16 protein-coding genes and 1 tRNA gene are annotated in these 15,710 nt (G+C 67.0%); 8 read left to right on the top strand and 9 right to left on the bottom strand.

Annotated elements, in window-relative coordinates:
- Window positions 1-36 precede the first annotated feature (36 nt).
- From CFE35_RS01125 to CFE35_RS01115, 3 genes are read right to left on the bottom strand one after another with little or no spacing between them, the layout of a single operon-like run.
- Window positions 37-1,674, bottom strand: coding sequence for a response regulator (locus tag CFE35_RS01125; protein WP_292927063.1), 1,638 nt, complete (start codon window positions 1,672-1,674; stop codon window positions 37-39).
- A 6-nt stretch (window positions 1,675-1,680) separates the two neighbouring features.
- On the bottom strand, window positions 1,681-2,262 hold the full coding sequence (locus tag CFE35_RS01120) for a heme NO-binding domain-containing protein (RefSeq protein WP_292927061.1): 582 nt from the start codon (window positions 2,260-2,262) through the stop codon (window positions 1,681-1,683).
- A complete protein-coding gene (locus CFE35_RS01115; RefSeq protein ID WP_292927059.1) occupies window positions 2,240-2,485 on the bottom strand; it encodes a hypothetical protein in 246 nt (81 codons plus the stop codon). Before CFE35_RS01115 ends, CFE35_RS01120 begins: the two co-directional genes overlap by 23 nt.
- 255 nt (window positions 2,486-2,740) lie before the next feature.
- On the opposite strand from CFE35_RS01115, the gene CFE35_RS01110 reads away from it, so the two are divergent.
- From CFE35_RS01110 to CFE35_RS01080, 7 genes are all read left to right on the top strand, one after another.
- A complete protein-coding gene (locus CFE35_RS01110) occupies window positions 2,741-3,601 on the top strand; it encodes a response regulator (protein WP_292927057.1) in 861 nt (286 codons plus the stop codon).
- A gap of 78 nt (window positions 3,602-3,679) precedes the next feature.
- Window positions 3,680-4,354 carry a response regulator transcription factor gene (locus CFE35_RS01105; RefSeq protein WP_292927055.1) on the top strand — a complete coding sequence of 225 codons (675 nt, stop codon included), beginning with the start codon at window positions 3,680-3,682 and terminating at the stop codon, window positions 4,352-4,354.
- Entirely contained in the window at window positions 4,351-5,376 is a 1,026-nt protein-coding gene (locus CFE35_RS01100; RefSeq protein WP_292927053.1) for a HAMP domain-containing sensor histidine kinase, read from the top strand. The genes CFE35_RS01105 and CFE35_RS01100 overlap by 4 nt, the downstream gene beginning before the upstream one ends.
- 29 nt (window positions 5,377-5,405) lie before the next feature.
- Window positions 5,406-6,527, top strand: a complete 1,122-nt coding sequence (locus CFE35_RS01095; RefSeq protein WP_292927051.1) for an efflux RND transporter periplasmic adaptor subunit — start codon at window positions 5,406-5,408, stop codon at window positions 6,525-6,527.
- 10 nt (window positions 6,528-6,537) lie between these two features.
- A complete protein-coding gene (locus CFE35_RS01090) occupies window positions 6,538-9,612 on the top strand; it encodes a CusA/CzcA family heavy metal efflux RND transporter (RefSeq protein ID WP_292927049.1) in 3,075 nt (1,024 codons plus the stop codon).
- Window positions 9,605-9,904: a DUF3240 family protein gene (locus CFE35_RS01085; protein ID WP_292927047.1), complete on the top strand. Its 300-nt coding sequence runs from the start codon at window positions 9,605-9,607 to the stop codon at window positions 9,902-9,904. Before CFE35_RS01090 ends, CFE35_RS01085 begins: the two co-directional genes overlap by 8 nt.
- Window positions 9,901-11,175 (top strand): TolC family protein, encoded by a 1,275-nt coding sequence (locus tag CFE35_RS01080; protein WP_292927045.1) that lies wholly within the window; start codon window positions 9,901-9,903, stop codon window positions 11,173-11,175. The genes CFE35_RS01085 and CFE35_RS01080 overlap by 4 nt, the downstream gene beginning before the upstream one ends.
- 20 nt (window positions 11,176-11,195) lie before the next feature.
- Here the strand turns inward: CFE35_RS01080 and CFE35_RS01075 are convergent.
- From CFE35_RS01075 to grxC, 4 genes are all read right to left on the bottom strand, one after another.
- Window positions 11,196-11,272, bottom strand: a tRNA-Arg gene (locus CFE35_RS01075).
- 40 nt (window positions 11,273-11,312) lie between these two features.
- Window positions 11,313-11,825, bottom strand: coding sequence for a DUF1178 family protein (locus CFE35_RS01070; RefSeq protein WP_292927043.1), 513 nt, complete (start codon window positions 11,823-11,825; stop codon window positions 11,313-11,315).
- On the bottom strand, window positions 11,822-12,676 hold the full coding sequence (locus tag CFE35_RS01065) for a carbon-nitrogen hydrolase family protein (RefSeq protein WP_292927042.1): 855 nt from the start codon (window positions 12,674-12,676) through the stop codon (window positions 11,822-11,824). The genes CFE35_RS01070 and CFE35_RS01065 overlap by 4 nt, the downstream gene beginning before the upstream one ends.
- Window positions 12,673-12,951: a glutaredoxin 3 gene (grxC, locus tag CFE35_RS01060; RefSeq protein WP_292927040.1), complete on the bottom strand. Its 279-nt coding sequence runs from the start codon at window positions 12,949-12,951 to the stop codon at window positions 12,673-12,675. Before grxC ends, CFE35_RS01065 begins: the two co-directional genes overlap by 4 nt.
- Before the next feature lie 145 nt (window positions 12,952-13,096).
- Here grxC and CFE35_RS01055 point away from each other — a divergent pair, with 145 nt between their 5' ends.
- Window positions 13,097-13,561, top strand: coding sequence for an Hsp20 family protein (locus tag CFE35_RS01055; RefSeq protein WP_292927038.1), 465 nt, complete (start codon window positions 13,097-13,099; stop codon window positions 13,559-13,561).
- 56 nt (window positions 13,562-13,617) lie between these two features.
- Here the strand turns inward: CFE35_RS01055 and CFE35_RS01050 are convergent, their stop codons facing one another.
- Entirely contained in the window at window positions 13,618-14,940 is a 1,323-nt protein-coding gene (locus CFE35_RS01050; RefSeq protein WP_292927036.1) for an alpha-amylase family glycosyl hydrolase, read from the bottom strand.
- A gap of 68 nt (window positions 14,941-15,008) precedes the next feature.
- Window positions 15,009-15,695 (bottom strand): Crp/Fnr family transcriptional regulator, encoded by a 687-nt coding sequence (locus tag CFE35_RS01045; RefSeq protein WP_292927034.1) that lies wholly within the window; start codon window positions 15,693-15,695, stop codon window positions 15,009-15,011.
- Between the last annotated feature and the right edge of the window lie 15 nt (window positions 15,696-15,710).

The raw sequence follows: 15,710 nt of genomic DNA, 5'->3' as shown, positions 1-15,710 counted from the left end.
AACCCTGGCTACCCGTATCACGGGCAGCAACCACGATCAGAGTGCGCCCAACTTGAGGATCGCGGCATGGGCTGCCGCCAGCGTCTGCGAAAGCAGGCTGAGATCGAGCGGCTTGCGCAACATCCGCCAATGCGGTTGCAGCAGGCTTTCGTCCGGCAGATACCCGCTCATGAGGATGATCCCGATGCGGGGATGCCGCGCCTGTACTTCACAAGCCAGTTCGACGCCGCTCGTCTCGGGCATGATGACATCTGTCAGCAGGATATCGAACTCGCTGGCCTTCAGCGCCTCGATCGCCTGTGCGGCATTGCTGGCCGGGGTTGCTGCATAGCCTTCGAGCCGCAGGATCTCCACAACTGCGTCGAGCGCGTGAATTTCGTCCTCCACCACAAGCACCCGCGCCAGCGTGCCAAGGGGCTTGGACGCACGGGTGCGCGATGCCGGATCGCGGACAAATGGCACGTTGGCGGGGGCCGCCGCCGCCACTTCGCTGCAAACGGGCAGATGAATGCGGATATCAGTGCCCGCGCCCGGCTGGGGGTGGATCGTCGCATCGCCGCCCACTGAGCGGGCCCATGTCTGCAGCGATCGCAGCGGCAGATCGGGGCCTTCGGGCCGGACCGATGAATGCTGGTCGAACATCGAGCGCACCGCATCGAGATCAAGCCCCGGGCCATCATCGATGATCTTGATAACCGCCCATTCGCCTCCGCCTGCTCCCCTTGGCACTTCCTGCGAACGATATGTCGAAATCGTTAGAGAGCCGCCCCGCACCATCGCGGACTGGGCATGAACGATCACGTTGGTCAGCATGGTGATCAGTTCGGTCCGGCCGACGCGGACCGCCACTTGCGCCGCACCGCCGATGAAATCGAGCGTGAAATCGGACGGCAGCGACGCGGCCAGAAACGCAAGGTTCGCGCGAATGGTCTGGTCCACCGCCAACGGGGGAACTTCCACATCGCGGTGGCCCGTCAGCCGCTCCAAGGATAGCGTCAGCTCGCTGACATGGCGCGTGGCCGCCTCGATCGCGGCGCGGCTCGCCTCCGCGCTGTCGTTGCCGCCATAACTTGCGCCGCCAGGCCGGGCAAGGTTCGCCACGTTGAGCCGGATGATCGAGAGATAATTGGTCAGATCATGGACGATATATCGCCCCAGGCGCTGCGTCCGATCGAGCAACTCGATCGCGTCGGCCTGAGCCTTGGCAAGATCTACGGCCGCAGTGCGCGCTTCGGCCAGCAGCGCGCGCTGCATGCCGATCAGGGTGAGCGCCGGAACCGAGGCATCGATCTGACAAAAGTCCGAGATATTGAGGCCTTGCCCCTCGATGATGAAATCCTCCGGCACGATGTTGAGCGCCAGCAGAAAGCCATCGTTTTCGGTGGAGAACACGATCCCGGCAAGCCGGATGTTCTTGGTCCGGCAAAACAGCTCCAGCCGTTCGGGCGTATCAGCCATGGCGGCAACCGCGACCTCTAGCGGCAGCGCGTTCCCGTCATCCCGGTCATAGCTCAGTGAAAACAGCTCGCTCAGCTGTGCGCCGGGCATGACTTCGGTTTGGCGGCTGAGAAAGAACGGCCCCGTCACGAGCACCACGAAGTGCCGGTCAACCTTGATGAAGGCCCGGAAGAGTGCGCCCAGCTGCGATTCACGGATGGTGACGGCAGCTTTCATCGTCCGTCAGGCCCTGTCGAGCCGGATGGCGAAATCGATGGTATGGCCTGCCCGGTCCGCCACTTCCACGACCCCGGTCTCGCCCAGCCGGTCCATCAGCCCTTCGAGCAACCCGATCACGAATGCCTCCAGCCCCGTGCGGTCGGAGCGATAGCGCACCACCAGACGCGAGCGCGTTTCATCCACCAAAGTGAACGACGGCACCCGCGCATCGGGCATCGCCAGAACCACCGAACGATGCATACGATCAAGATTGTTGATGAAGGTGACGATGTCCCGTCCGGTGAAATCCATAATCGGCCCGAACGAACTCAGCTCGGCAAAGTGGATCCAGTAACGGCCAAACACAAGCAGCGCCTCATCGAACGAGAGGCCAAGCTGCGCGGCCGAAGCGCTGATCAGCGCGATGGTTTTGGAATCATCATAGACGCACAGGCTGATGAGATCCGCTGGCCCGGTGCTCGTCTCGCGCTCCACCTTCGCCCAAGCCGCGGGACCAAGCCGGTCGAGCATCATCTGCCGGAGCGCGCGGTGGCTCATGCCGTACATTGCCGCTGCCCCCGCCTCAGACCGAACGCGTCGCGGCAACCGCTTCGTGCGCAGCGGCAGCCATCTCGTCTGCCAGCGCCGCGATCCGGGCCAATTGCTCGTCGATCCGGTCAAGCTTCGCCACAAGATAGGTGGCCTGCTCACGGCCAAGTCCGGGGCACAGGGCCGAGCGCAGATTGCCCGTCGCAAGGCCGATCACGTTGAGCGGCTGGCGCAGCTCATGCAGACATTCCGCGACCTTTGATTCCGCTTGCACCGTCATGTTCCCCCTGCCCCGCGATCTGCCCCGCGATCGCCCGCCGCGCGCGACGAGACATCCTCATCGAATACTAAGCATAAGCGGTAGCTTAAAGGTAGCCCTAGGCATTTATAGTGCTGCAATCGACACGGATCGGTGCCACATTGGCACCAATCTGGCGTTGATAGATGCGATTGCATTCGACATGCGCAGTTTTGACGGGAACATGGTCCAAACCGGATGTAATTCCCGAACAGACGCGCTAAGTAACGTGAGGTCATGGACGCAAGGGTGATAGCAGAGCGGGACAGCGCACAATGCCGGATCCTGGTTGTCGATGACGACCGGGCGACGGCTGAAGAGGTCGTGGAAGCCGCAAACCTCCTCGGTTATGTGTGCAGCTATGCGCTCGATGCAGCGTCTGCGCTGCGCATGATCGCCGAGGATGAAAGCATCGGCATCGTCGTCACCGACGTGCAGATGCCGGGGATGACCGGCCTTTCACTGCTGGATGAACTCTCCTCTCGCTTCTCCTCGCAGCGCCCGCTTGTCACGCTCGTCATAACCGGTTTTGGCAGTATCGACGTCGCAGTGGCGGCCATGCGCAATGAAGCCGCCGATTTCCTGACCAAGCCCGTCTCGCGCGAGGATCTGGCCGCCGCGCTGCGCCGTGCGATGCGCAAATGGCTGCGCTTGTGCGGTGAACGCTCGATCGCCGCACTCAGCGCCAGCCTGCGCGGGCCTGCCGCTGAACCCGGCCAGCCGACCGCGCTCGCCCCGCTCACCCCGGTCGATGATGCCGAACTGCTCAAGATCACCCGCAAGCTCGTGCGCATGCGCGAACAGCGCGGACAGTTCCTCAATCCCGCGCTGTTCTCCGATCCGATGTGGGATATCCTGCTCGATCTGACCTCCGCCCGGCTTGAGGAAAAGACCGTGCCCGTCTCCAGCGTCTGCCAGGCGGCGGGCGTCCCGATGAGCACTGCGCTGCGCCAGATCCGAAGCCTCGTCGATATGGGCCTGATCCGCCGCTGGTCCGATCCGCTGGATCGGCGCCGCGATCTCCTCGCCATCAACGACGAGGCGATGGAGGCGATGCGCCAGTACCTCACTTATCTCAGAGACCGCGTCGGCGTCTGATCCCGGCCGGGCCGCGCGTGTCAGGCTGCGGTCAGCTTCGCTTGCCAAGATCGCGGGCAAGGCTGATGCAGGGTTATCATGGCGCGCGTTCTGGTAGTGGAAGACAACGAACGGCTGGCCGGCCTGATCGCCGATGGCCTCGCCGCGCAGGGCCATGTCTGCGATGCGGTCAGCACCCTCGCCGCCGCGACCGACGCGTTGCGCGATGCGCCCTTCGATGGCATCGTGCTCGATCTCGGCCTGCCCGATGGTGACGGGATCGATTGGCTGCGCGCCCGCCGCGCGCCGCGCCCACCGATCCTCGTGCTCACCGCGCGCGATGCTCTGGAAGACCGCATCCGCGGGCTGGATGCCGGGGCAGACGATTACTTGCCCAAGCCCTTCGCGATGAGCGAACTGGCCGCGCGCCTGCGCGCGCTGCTGCGGCGGCCCGGCACCCGGCAGGACGCGCAGCTCACCCTCGGCAACGTCACGTTCGATCCCGCCAGCCAGCGGGTCGCCATCGGCGGCATCACGCTCGACCTCACCCGGCGCGAGGCTGCCTTGATCGAACTCCTCCTGCGCCGCGCCGATCAGGTCGTGCGCCGCGCCGTCATCGAAAGCTGCCTCTATACCTTCGATGAAGCGGTCACGCCCAACGCAGTCGAAGCGAACGTCTCGCGCCTGCGCCGCAAGCTGGAAGAAGCCGGGGCGGCGCTGGAACTGCACACCATTCGCGGCGTGGGCTATATGGCGCGGGCGCGCGGCGCATGAAGCGCCCGCCTTCCATCGTCCGGCGGCTGATCACCAGCCTTGGCCTTGTCGGCGGGCTCGGCGCGGTGCTGCTGCTGATCGTGATCGGCATCGAATACCGCATCTCGTTCAGCAACCTGTCTGACAGCGATGCCTTCCGGCGCGCGCTGCATGAGCTGAGCGAGCACGTGCTGCTGCCGATGGCGGTGCTGATCCTGCCGATGGCGCTGGCGGGGCGCTGGGCGATCAAAAGCGGCGTGCGCCCGCTGACCGATGCCGCCGCCGAGATCGATGCGCGTGCGCGGGAAACGCGCGGCGTGCAAGTCGATACCACCGACATTCCGGTCGAAGCACGCCCCTTTGCCGATGCGATCAACCGCGTGCTCGGCCGCATCGACGGCGCCGCCGCGCTGCACGAAGCCTTCGCCGCCGATATCGCGCACGAACTGCGCACGCCATTGACGCTGCTCTCGCTCGAACTTGACCGGCTCGATCATCCCGATGCCCCCCGCATGCGCGGCGATGTCGCGAAGATGCGGCGCCTGATCGATCAGCTCATGCTGCTGGCACAGATCGACGCGGACCATGCCGCACACATTCCGCCCGCGCCGGTCGACCTTGGCGAAATCGCCGCCGACGTCATCGCGCAGCTCGCCCCCCTCGCGCTCGATGCAGGCCGCCACCTTGAGCTCGAAACCGAAGCGCCCGTCATGGTCGCCGGGCGGCGCGAAGCGATTGCGGCCGCGCTGCGCAACCTGATCGAGAACGCGCTCAGGGCCAGCCCCGAATACAGCTGCATCGCCGTGCGCACTGCGGCAGACGGCACGCTGGCGGTGCGCGACGAAGGCCCGGGCCTCTCCGCCGACCAACTCGCCGCGCTCAGCCAGCGCCACCGCCGCGCCGATCATGCCAGCCGCGATGGCGCAGGACTTGGCCTCGCCATCGTCGACCGGATCATGCGCGCCCACGGCGGCACCCTCGCGGCCTGCCCGGAAGCACGCGAAATCCGCCTGCACTTTCCGTCGGCGCGTGCGTCAGGCTGACGTCAGTTTGCCGAATTAGGGGCACCATCATGAAGCACAACCTTTCGAAGATCGGCGCATGGAAGATCGGCGGCCTTGCCGCATTGCTGCTGGCAGGCGGCGGCTGGTGGTGGATGAATGCCCAGCCCGCAGAAGCCCCCGGCGCAGCGCCCGCAGCAAGCGCCGCAGACCCCGGCATGATCGCGCTTTCGGCAGAACAGATGCACGCGCTCGGCATCACGCTCACCCCCGCAGCGCCTGCGCAGACCATGCCGGTGGCCGATCTGCCTGCGCAGATCCAGCCCCAGCCCAATGCCCGCGTCGCCGTCGCTGCCCAGTTCCCCGGCGTCATCACGCGGGTGTTCGTGGTCAATGGTCAGGACGTGACCGCAGGCCAGCCCCTCGCGGCCGTCGCCAGCCGCGATATGGTGAGCCTGACCGCCGAACTCGCCCGCGCCCGCGCCCGCCAAAGCGTCGCCCGCGCACAGGCCGCGCGCCTCGGCCAGCTGTCGCGCGAAGGTATCATCGCCCCCGCCCGCGCCGACGAAGCATCCTCGCTCGCCCGGCAGAGCGAAATCGACGTCGGCGAACAGGCCCGCCTCATCGCGCTCGTACCCGGCGGCCGCGCAGGCGGCGCGGGCTACACGCTCAGCGCGCCGATCAGCGGGCGGATCAGCGCGATGACCGCCGAGACCGGCAAGGCCATCGATTCCGCGATGGCGCCCTTCGTGATCGACGGCGGCGGGCCGCTGCAAGTCACTGCCCAGCTCCCCGAACGCCTGATCGGCACGGTGAAGCCCGGCATGTCGGTGCGCATCGGCACCATTTCGGGAACGGTGGCCGCCGTCGGCCAGTCGCTCGATCCCGCCACACGCTCGGCCACCGTCACCGCCACGATCCCTGCCGGCAGCGCGATTGCGGGCAGCGCCGCCGCCATCGGTATCGAAGGCCCCGCCCCCGCCGGTGCGGTGCGCATTCCCGCCGCCGCCCTGGCCGATGTCGGCGGCGGCAAGGCCGTGTTCGTAGCGGTGCGCGGCGGCGTGCGGCTGCGCCCGGTCACGGTTGCGGGCCAATCGGGCGAAAGCGCGGTCATCACGCGCGGCCTTGCGCCAGGCGAACGCGTGGTGGCCAGCGGCGTGAGCGAGCTTGCCACGCTCGCCGGCGCGAACTGACGAGGGCGCCATGCTCCGCGATCTCCTTGCCAAGGCGCTGTCGTTTCGCCTCTTCGTCCTCGCCGCCGCGCTCGCCTTGGCGGGGATCGGCGGGTGGACGTTCGTCAACCTGCCCATCGACGCCTACCCGGATATCGCGCCCACGCAGGTGAAGATCATCCTCAAGGCGCCGGGGATGACGCCGGACGAAGTCGAAACCCGCATCCTCGCGCCCATCGAGCAGGAAATGCTGGGCCTGCCCAAGCAGACCGTGCTGCGCGCCACCGCCAAATATGCCATCGCCGATATCACCATCGATTTCCTCGATGGAACCGATATCTACTGGGCGCGCCAGCAGGTGAGCGAGCGCCTCGCGGGCGTGATGGGCGATCTGCCCGGCGGCGTCAGCGGCGGTCTTGCGCCGATTTCCACCCCGCTATCCGAACTCTTCATGTTCACCATCGATGGCCCGCAGAGCCTTGAAGCGCGGCGCACCGTGCTCGATTGGACAATCCGCCCAGCCCTGCGCACCGTGCCCGGCGTGGCCGATGTGAATGCGCTGGGCGGCTATGTGCGCACGTTCGAAGTCCGCCCCGATCCGCTGGCCCTCGCCGCTGCCGGGCTGACGCTGGCCGATGTGAAAGCCGCCGTCGAAAGCGGCAACCGCAATGATGGCGCGGGCCGCCTTGCCAATGGCGAGAACGCGCTGATCGTCCGCGCAGTCGGCGCGATCCGCACGCTCGATGATCTGCGTGCGCTGGTACTGCGCGCGCCGGGAGGCCGTGTCCTGCGCCTCGGCGATGTCGCTGCCGTGACGAACGGCAGCCTCACGCGCTACGGCGCCGTCAGCAGCGACGGGCGCAGCGAGACAGTCGAAGGCCTCGTCATCGCGCTGCGCGGCGCGGATGCGCGCAAAGTCGTCACCGGGGTCAAGGAACGCCTTGTCGATCTTCAACACGCCTTGCCCAAGGGCATGAAGATCAACGTCTTCTATGATCGCTCCGATCTCATCGCCCGCGCGGTCGGCACTGTCGAGGAAGCCCTGCTCGAAGCGACGCTGCTGGTCGTGGTGCTACTGGTCGTGTTCCTCGGCGATTGGCGCGCCGCCGCGATTGTCGCCACCACGTTGCCGATGGCTGCGCTGGTCTGCTTCATCCTGATGCGCGGCTGGGGACTCACCGCCAACCTGATGAGCCTTGGCGGTCTTGCCATCGCCATCGGGATGCTGGTGGATGGCGCAGTCGTCGTGGTCGAAAACGTGGTCGAACGGCTCAGCCATGTGAAGCCCGGCGATGATACGCCGCGCCTCCACCACGTGTTCCGCGCCACCAGCGATGTGATCGTGCCGGTTTCGGCGGGCCTGCTCATCATCGCGCTCGTGTTCCTGCCGCTGGTCTCGCTCGAAGGCCTCGAAGGCAAGCTCTTCGCGCCCGTCGCGCTGACCATCATCTTCGCGCTGATCGCCGCGCTGCTGCTGGCAATCACACTCGTGCCCGTCCTCGCCTCGCTCGGCCTCAAATCGGGCGCGCACGGCGAACCGTGGATCATGCGCTGGCTCACCCCGCGTTACCGCGCCCTGCTGGCCACCTCGTTCGTCCGCCAGCCCCTCGTCTATGGCCTCGCCGGGCTCGGCCTTGCCGCCGCCGTCGTCGCCTATGGCGCAGTGGGCAAGACCTTCATGCCGCAGATGGACGAAGGCAGCGTCATCGTGCAGCTGGTCAAGAGTCCGTCCATCGGCCTCGATCACTCGGTCGCGGGCGATCTGGCGGCGCAGCGCATCCTTAAGGCCAAAGTGCCAGAGATAGACCGCGTGATCTCGCGCGTCGGTGCGGACGAGCTTGGCCTCGATCCGATGGGCCTCAACGAGACCGACACCTTCATCACGCTCAAGCCGCAAGGCGAATGGCGCGGCACCAAGGACTACGTGGTCGAAGAAATGCGCACTGCGATGGCGCTGCTCCCCGGCATCAACGCCAGCTTCACCCAGCCCATCGAAATGCGCGTCTCCGAAATGCTCACCGGCTCGCGCGGCGATCTCGCGGTCAAGATCTTCGGGCCGGACGGGGCCACGCTGGGCAAGCTGGCGGGCCGGGTCGAGGCGATCCTCAAGGGCACACGCGGCGCGACCGAGGTGATGACCGTCGCCAACGACCGCGTCGATTATCTCCAGATCGATATCGACCGCCTCGCCGCCGGGCGCGCCGGGCTCTCGGTGGAGATGATCGAGGATACCTTGCGCGGCCAGCTGGAAGGCGTGCGCTCCGGCATCGTCGCCGAGGGCAACCGCCGCATCCCCATCGTGCTGCGCGGCAATTCCACAGCCTCTGGCCCGGCTGCATTTGGTGATGTCCTGCTGCGCGGTGCCGAAGGCCAGACCGTGCGGCTGAGCGATGTGGCCCATGTCCGTCCCGTCGCGGGCACGGTGAAGATCGATCATGAAAACGGCTCGCGCTATGCGCTGGTGCAGGCCTTCGTCTCGGGCCGCGATCTCGTCGGCTATGTCGAGGATGCCAAGGCGGCAGTCTTGCGCAAAGTGCCGCTGCCCGCCGGATACCGCATCGTGTGGGGCGGCCAGTTCGAAAACCAGCAGCGCGCCGCCGCCCGGCTCTCGTTGGTGGTGCCCATCGCACTGCTGCTCATCTTCTTCGTGCTCCTCGCCACGCTGCGTTCGCTGCGCGCATCGGTGCTGATCCTCGTCAACATCCCCTTCGCGATGGTCGGCGGGATCATCGCGCTGTGGGCGGCGGGCCAGTACCTTTCGGTGCCCGCCGCGGTCGGCTTCATCGCGCTGCTGGGCATTGCGGTGCTCAACGGCCTCGTCCTCGTCTCCTACTTCCGCCAGCTGCGCACCGAAGGCATGAGCATGGCCGATGCCGTCCGCCTTGGCGCCGAACGCCGCCTGCGACCGGTGCTGATGACCGCCAGCATCACCGCTTTCGGCCTTGTCCCGCTGCTCTTCGCCAGCGGCCCCGGCTCTGAAATCCAGCAGCCGCTCGCCATCGTCGTCATCGGCGGGCTGGTCAGTTCCACCCTGCTCACGCTGGTGCTGCTGCCGATCCTGTTCGAACGGTTCGGAGAATCGCCTGAGGAAAAAGTCGATGGCTGACATGCTGCTCACCCTGCACTGCGCCGCCGCCGATGCCGAAATGATCGGCGAGGCGCTGCGCACTGCGCTCGAAACCCCGGTGCATGTGCGCAGCGAAGCCGTGCTCGGGCTCGATTTCTCCGATGCCACCACGGCGGAACGCGTGACCGCCCGGCTCGATCGGCGCGCGGTCGAACTCGTCCTCCCCGAGGCAGACCTGCCCCGCGCGCTCGCTACGCTGGGCACCGTCCGGCGCGGCGGCGCCGTGCGCTGGTATACCAGCCCCGTGCTCCAAAAAGGGCGCATCGCATGAACCGCCACCTTCGCATCGCCGTGCTTTCGGCCCTCATCCTCCCCGGCCTCGCGGCAGCGCAAACCATCCCGCTCGATCAGCGCGCAGACCTCCCCCCCGCCCCGCTCGTCAGCGAAGCGCTCGATAGCTACCCCGGCGTGCTCTCCGCCGCCGCGCGCATCGATGCCGCGCGCGCGCAGGCCGACGCCCTCGCACATGGCCCACAGGAAATCTCGGTGCAGGCCACCGCGCTGCGCCGCAGTGTCGACCGCGAGGGCCAGTTTGCCGAATTCGACGCGACGATAACCCGCCCCTTGCGCCTCCCCGGCAAGGCGCGGATCGACCGCAAGACCGGCGCGGCTGGGGTGCTTTTCGCGCAGAACCAGATGGCCGATGCGCGCCATCAGGCCGCGCTCACCCTATCGCAGCAGTGGTTCGATTGGGTCGAGGCCGGGGCACTCGCCGCCAGCGATACCGCGAATATCTCCTACCTCGAACGCGCGCTCGGCGCGGTCGAGCGCCGCGCAGCCTTGCGCGATGCCGCTGCGCTCGATGTCGATCAGGCCCGCGCCGCGCTCTCCCGCGCACGCGGCCAGCGCGCAGATGCCCTCGCCCGCGCCGCCGAAGCCCGCGCGCGCCTTGCCGCGACGTTCCCCACGATCCCCCTGCCAGCCGATCCCCCTGCGCCCACCACGCCAAGCGAGCCGCAGCCCGGCTTCCCCGCGCTGGCCAAGCTGGTGGTCGAACGTAGCCACGAAGTCGCCGCCGCGCAGGCCATGACCGACCGCGAAGGCTTTGCCGCCGAACGCGCCCGCGCCGAACGCCGTGCCGATCCTTCGTTAGGGCTGCGCGCCTTCAGCGAACGCGGCGGGATGGAACGCGGCCTCGGCGTGGTCGCCACGCTGCCGTTGGGCGGTGGCTATCGCCGCCTGCAAGCCGATGAAGCCGCCGCCAATGCCCGCGCCGCCACGCAGGATCTCGCGGTCGTGCAACGCTCCGTCGCCGCAACCGCCGCCGCAGACCGCGCGCTTGCCGAAGCCCGGCTGATCGGCTGGCACGCGCTCGCCCAGTCCGCCGCTGCGGCGGGCATGGTGGCAGATCGCACGGTCACCGGCGGCAAGCTCGGCGCGATCGATCTGGCCGATGTGCTGCTTGCCCAGCGCCAGGCAAACGACGCGCGGCGCGAGGAAATCACCGCCCGCATCGCCGCGCTGCGCGCCATTCTGAAGCTGGAGATCGATTCCCACGTGGTGTGGATCGATGCCGACGATCACCCGGCACCGGCGGAATAAGGCAGCAAAGCGGGAAGGATTGGTGCGCCCGGCGGGATTCGAACCCACGGCCCCCAGATTAGGAATCTGGTGCTCTATCCGGCTGAGCTACGGGCGCCCCGGCTCAGCCCTTTAAGCAGCTATGCGCCCGCTGGCAATCAGTTGACCTCACCGGGCGGAACCACCGGGACCAGCACCGGCGCCACGGGCACGCCTTCCTCGATCAGGCTCTTCACGTCCTCCGGGCTGGCGCGGCCGTGGATCATTGCGGCGTCCTTTTCGCCGTAATGCATTGCGCGCGCGTCTTCGGCGAAGTTCTCGCCGACCCATGTCGAGGACTTGAGCATTTCGGCCTGCACCGCCGCCACGGCCTTGAGCATTGCGGCAGCCTCGGGCGGCATCGGCGCGGCGGAGACGGCAACTGCCGGGGCAGAGGGCGGCATGGCAGCGGGCAGAGCCGCTGGCGCGGCAGCAGGGGTGAAGGTATCGGGCAGCTGGTTGCCCTTGCGCGTCAGGCGCGGGGCGGAGAGCACCTTGTCCACCTCGGGCGCGCCGCAAGCCGGGCACGTCACCAGCCCGCGCGCCTGCTGGCTCGCAAAATCGTCGGAGCTGGCGAACCACCCTTCAAACCGGTGCCCGCCTGCGCGGCATTCAAGATCGAACACAATCATGGTTGTACAGATGTAGGAATCGGGCGGCGGTTGGCAAGACTGGGCACCTGCCCGCGCACCTCGGCAATGCGGGCAAGATCGATCTCGGCATAGCCCAGCACGCCCTCGCGCTCGGCCGCATCACCCAGATCGAGCAGCACCTCGCCCCACGGATCGATCACCAGACTGTGGCCATAAGTCTCGCGGCCATCATCGTGCCGGCCGGCCTGCGCGGCGGCGATCACGAAGGCGCTCGCCTCCACCGCGCGGGCGCGCTGCATGAGATGCCAGTGCGCGCGGCCCGTGGGCACGGTGAACGCGGCGGGAATGGCAATCGCATCGCATCGCCTCCGCCCCAGTTCCTCGAACAGCGCCGGAAAGCGCACGTCATAGCAGATCGCCAGGCCCAGCCGCCCGAGCGGCGTGCCCTCCACCGTCACCACTGCCTCACCGGGGCGATAGGCGGCGGATTCGCGCCAGGTTTCGCCGCTCGCCAGATCGACATCGAACATGTGGATCTTGTCATAGCGCGCGGCGATTTTGCCTGCCGGATCGATCACGAAGGCCCGGTTGGCCCAGCGCGCGCCGTCTTCAGCCTCAACCGCAAGACTGCCGATATGCACCCAGATGCCCGCCTTGGCCGCTGCATCGCGCACTGCCGCCAGCACCGGATTGGCATCCTCGGCCACCACATGGCGGCTGCCCCGCGCGCGTTCCCGGTCGAGCAGACCGGACATTTCGGGGGTGAACAGCATCGCAGCACCCTCGCCCGCCGCCTCATCCACCGCGCGCACCATCGCAGCGGCATTGGCAGCCGGGTCGATCCCCGTTGTCATCTGCAGCAGCGCGATGCGCCGCGTGTCAGCGCTCATGCTGCCAGCAGCGGATCAAGCTTGCCAGCCGCATCCAGCGCCGCCAGATCATCCGATCCGCCGACATGCTGGCCGTTGATGAAGATCTGCGGCACCGTCATCGCCCCCGGCGCGCGCTCCTGCATCTCGGCGCGCTTCGGGCCGCCCATCGTGATGTCATACTCGGTCACCTTCGCGCCCTTGCGGTCCAGCAAGGCCAGCGCGCGGCTGCAATAAGGGCAGCCCCACTTGGTGTAGATCTCAACCGTAGCAGCAGGGGCTTCAGAACCGGACATGGGCACCTCTTGAAATCGCAAAATCGCTAACACACATGGGTCATCGTGTCGCGCGCCGCAAGCCGGGCGTGGCCACAAGTGAACGGCCGGACGCCATTTCGGGTCCGGTCAAAGTGCAAATTGCTCAAACACGAGGATTGCTCGCATGGAACGTCTTGATTTCACCCCCTACCGCCGCTCGACCGTGGGCTTTGATCGCCTGTTCGACCTGCTCGAACGCCAGGCCCGCGCCAATGCCGGTGACAACTACCCCCCCTTCAACATCGAACGGCGCGGCGATGACGAATACCGCATCACGCTCGCCGTCGCCGGGTTCAAACCGCACGATCTTGATATCACCGCGCAGCAGAACCTGCTGGTGATCAAGGGCCAGCGCGCCGAGGCGCAGGACGGCCACTTTCTCCACGTCGGCATCGCCAACCGCGCGTTCGAGCGCCGCTTCGAACTGGCGGATTTCGTCCGCGTGGAAAGCGCCGATCTGGCGGACGGCCTGCTGATCATCGATCTCGTGCGCGAAGTGCCCGAAGCGATGAAGCCCAAGAAGGTGCTGATCGGCGGCGCGGCCAAGCCGCTCACCATCGTCGAAGGCGATAGCAGCGCCGCAGCCTGATCTTTCCTGTTCTCCAGCGAGAGGGGCGGTCCTGCGAAGGGCCGCCCCTTTGCGCATCAGCGCCGCGCCGAAATCGCCCAGCGCCAAGGGGCAAGGCTGCGCGGCTTGCCCGCCACCTGATAGCGCTGCGCCTCAGGTGAGACATTCACCTCGACCCGCACCCGGTCCGCGCCCATGATCCGGCGGAACGCATAGACCTTGGGATTGCCGGTCTCGATGATCTCGAGATTGCCGGGCTGATGCTCGCTCGTCAGCGCCGGATGCCGGTGCTTGAGCGCCAGCAACGAAGCATAGAACGCCGCGCGGGGCTTTTTGCCCCACGCGATCGGATCCTTGTCGAAGAACTTCAGCCGCTTGTTCAGGCCATCTTCCTGCCCGCCATAAACGAGCGGCATCCCCGGCAGCGTCGCCGCCAGCACGGCCATCGCATCCGCTCCGTCGCCATAAAGCTCCTTGTCGGTGCCGTTCCACGAATTCTCGTCGTGATTGCTGGTGAAGGCCATGCGCATCGCGCCCGCCGGATAGCGGCGCGCGGGCGCGGTGTAGTGCTTGGCCAGATCGCGCGCGTCCGCCTTGCCCTTCGCCACATCGATCAGCAGGTGATAGAGCTTCCAGTCATACGTCATGTCGAAGGCGCGCAGCTGCATTTCAGGCGTATCGGCCTCCGCCAGCATGAACACCGGCTTCACTGTGTCGAACTCGGCCCGCGCCTGATCCCAGAAATCGACCGGCAGCGTCCACGCCACATCGCAGCGGAAGCCGTCGATCCCGGTTTCCGTGAGCCAGAACTTCATCGCCGCGATCATGCCATCGCGCACCGCCTGCTTGCGGTAATCCAGCCCGATCACGTCGGCCCAGACTTCCTCGTGCCCGTCGCTGAGGTCCTTGTAGTGATAGCCTTCCAGCGCGCCCGCTGCATTGCGCAGATACCAGTCCGGATGCTCGCGGGTCCACACATGGTCCCACCCGGTATGGTTCGCCACCCAATCGAGAATGACCTTGAAGCCCTGCTGGTGCGCCGCGTTCACAAGGTGCTTGAAATCGGCCATGTCGCCGTATTCCGGGTTCACCGCCAGATAGTCGCTCACCGCGTAATAGCTGCCGAGCGAACCCTTGCGCTCCTGCTTCGCGATGGGGTTCACCGGCATGATCCACAGCACGTCGACGCCCATCTTGCGCAGCCGCGGCAGGTGCTGTTCAAACGCCCGGAAGGTGCCCTCGGGCGTATATTGCCGGATGTTCACTTCATAGATCGTCGCCCGCTGCGACCAATCGGGATGCTTCACCGCACTCACCCCATCGGTGATCGGCAAAGGCTGCGCCGCCTGCACATGGCCGGGGAACGCAAGCAGGGCGGCAAGAGCGAGATGTCTGATCATGCCGCCACGGTGGCAGCCCCCGGCGCAGGAGACCAGACGGTATTCGTATACGTTACGAGGCGTATACGTTACCAGGCCTCGGCAATATCCACGAGCGCCTCGCGGTCTAGCACCGTGACCCGCCCGGTCTTGAGCGAGACGATCCCGCCGTCTGCCCACGCCGAAAGCTGGCGGTTGATCTGCTCGCGCGACATGCCCGCAAAGTTGCCCAGCTCGCCCTGGCTGAGCGCGATCTTGAGCCGGGTTTCCGCGCCCTCCCCGCCCATCATCAGCCGCAGCAGGAACCGCGCGAGGCGCGGCCCGGAGGTATAGGCGCGGTCCGCTTCGATCACCGTGTTGTTCTGCCGCAGCCGCCGCGCCATCGCCTGCAGCAGCCGCATGGCGAGGCCCTGATGCTTGCCCACGATCTCGGTAAACGCCGTCCGCGTCAGACCCAGCGCCTCGACCGGCTCGATCGCCTCGACGCTCGCCGTGCGCTCCCCGCCATCGAGAAACGCGATCTCGCCCAGCACCGCCCCGCGCTCGGCATAATCGAGCACGATTTCGCGCCCGTTGGCCGCCACCATGCTCACCCGCGCAAGGCCCGAAAGCATGATCCACAGCGTATCGCCCGGATCGCCCTGCAGGATGATCGCCGTCCCCGGCTTGAACGCGCGAACGCTGCCGCGCGCGGCGATGTCGGCCAGTTCCTCGGGCGAACATCCCGCCAGCAGGCTGGATGAAGTCAGCGTATCGGCAAGCGTTGCGGCATCCATGGCATGTTCCCCCTG

Source organism: Novosphingobium sp. PASSN1 (assembly GCF_002278815.1).
Note: the sequence above shows the minus strand (reverse complement) of the source record. Positions and strands in the feature narration are given on the sequence as shown.

What these genes read in the sequence shown, in the direction of transcription:
- CFE35_RS01045 (WP_292927034.1), bottom strand. Translation starts at nt 15,695, where the DNA reads ATGGATGCCGCAACGCTTGCCGATACGCTGACTTCATCCAGCCTGCTG.
- CFE35_RS01055 (WP_292927038.1), top strand. Translation starts at nt 13,097, where the DNA reads ATGGAACGTCTTGATTTCACCCCCTACCGCCGCTCGACCGTGGGCTTT.
- CFE35_RS01090 (WP_292927049.1), top strand. Translation starts at nt 6,538, where the DNA reads ATGCTCCGCGATCTCCTTGCCAAGGCGCTGTCGTTTCGCCTCTTCGTC.
- CFE35_RS01050 (WP_292927036.1), bottom strand. Translation starts at nt 14,940, where the DNA reads ATGATCAGACATCTCGCTCTTGCCGCCCTGCTTGCGTTCCCCGGCCAT.
- CFE35_RS01070 (WP_292927043.1), bottom strand. Translation starts at nt 11,825, where the DNA reads ATGATTGTGTTCGATCTTGAATGCCGCGCAGGCGGGCACCGGTTTGAA.
- CFE35_RS01110 (WP_292927057.1), top strand. Translation starts at nt 2,741, where the DNA reads ATGGACGCAAGGGTGATAGCAGAGCGGGACAGCGCACAATGCCGGATC.
- CFE35_RS01125 (WP_292927063.1), bottom strand. Translation starts at nt 1,674, where the DNA reads ATGAAAGCTGCCGTCACCATCCGTGAATCGCAGCTGGGCGCACTCTTC.
- CFE35_RS01080 (WP_292927045.1), top strand. Translation starts at nt 9,901, where the DNA reads ATGAACCGCCACCTTCGCATCGCCGTGCTTTCGGCCCTCATCCTCCCC.
- CFE35_RS01065 (WP_292927042.1), bottom strand. Translation starts at nt 12,676, where the DNA reads ATGAGCGCTGACACGCGGCGCATCGCGCTGCTGCAGATGACAACGGGG.
- CFE35_RS01100 (WP_292927053.1), top strand. Translation starts at nt 4,351, where the DNA reads ATGAAGCGCCCGCCTTCCATCGTCCGGCGGCTGATCACCAGCCTTGGC.
- CFE35_RS01095 (WP_292927051.1), top strand. Translation starts at nt 5,406, where the DNA reads ATGAAGCACAACCTTTCGAAGATCGGCGCATGGAAGATCGGCGGCCTT.
- CFE35_RS01085 (WP_292927047.1), top strand. Translation starts at nt 9,605, where the DNA reads ATGGCTGACATGCTGCTCACCCTGCACTGCGCCGCCGCCGATGCCGAA.
- CFE35_RS01115 (WP_292927059.1), bottom strand. Translation starts at nt 2,485, where the DNA reads ATGACGGTGCAAGCGGAATCAAAGGTCGCGGAATGTCTGCATGAGCTG.
- grxC (WP_292927040.1), bottom strand. Translation starts at nt 12,951, where the DNA reads ATGTCCGGTTCTGAAGCCCCTGCTGCTACGGTTGAGATCTACACCAAG.
- CFE35_RS01105 (WP_292927055.1), top strand. Translation starts at nt 3,680, where the DNA reads ATGGCGCGCGTTCTGGTAGTGGAAGACAACGAACGGCTGGCCGGCCTG.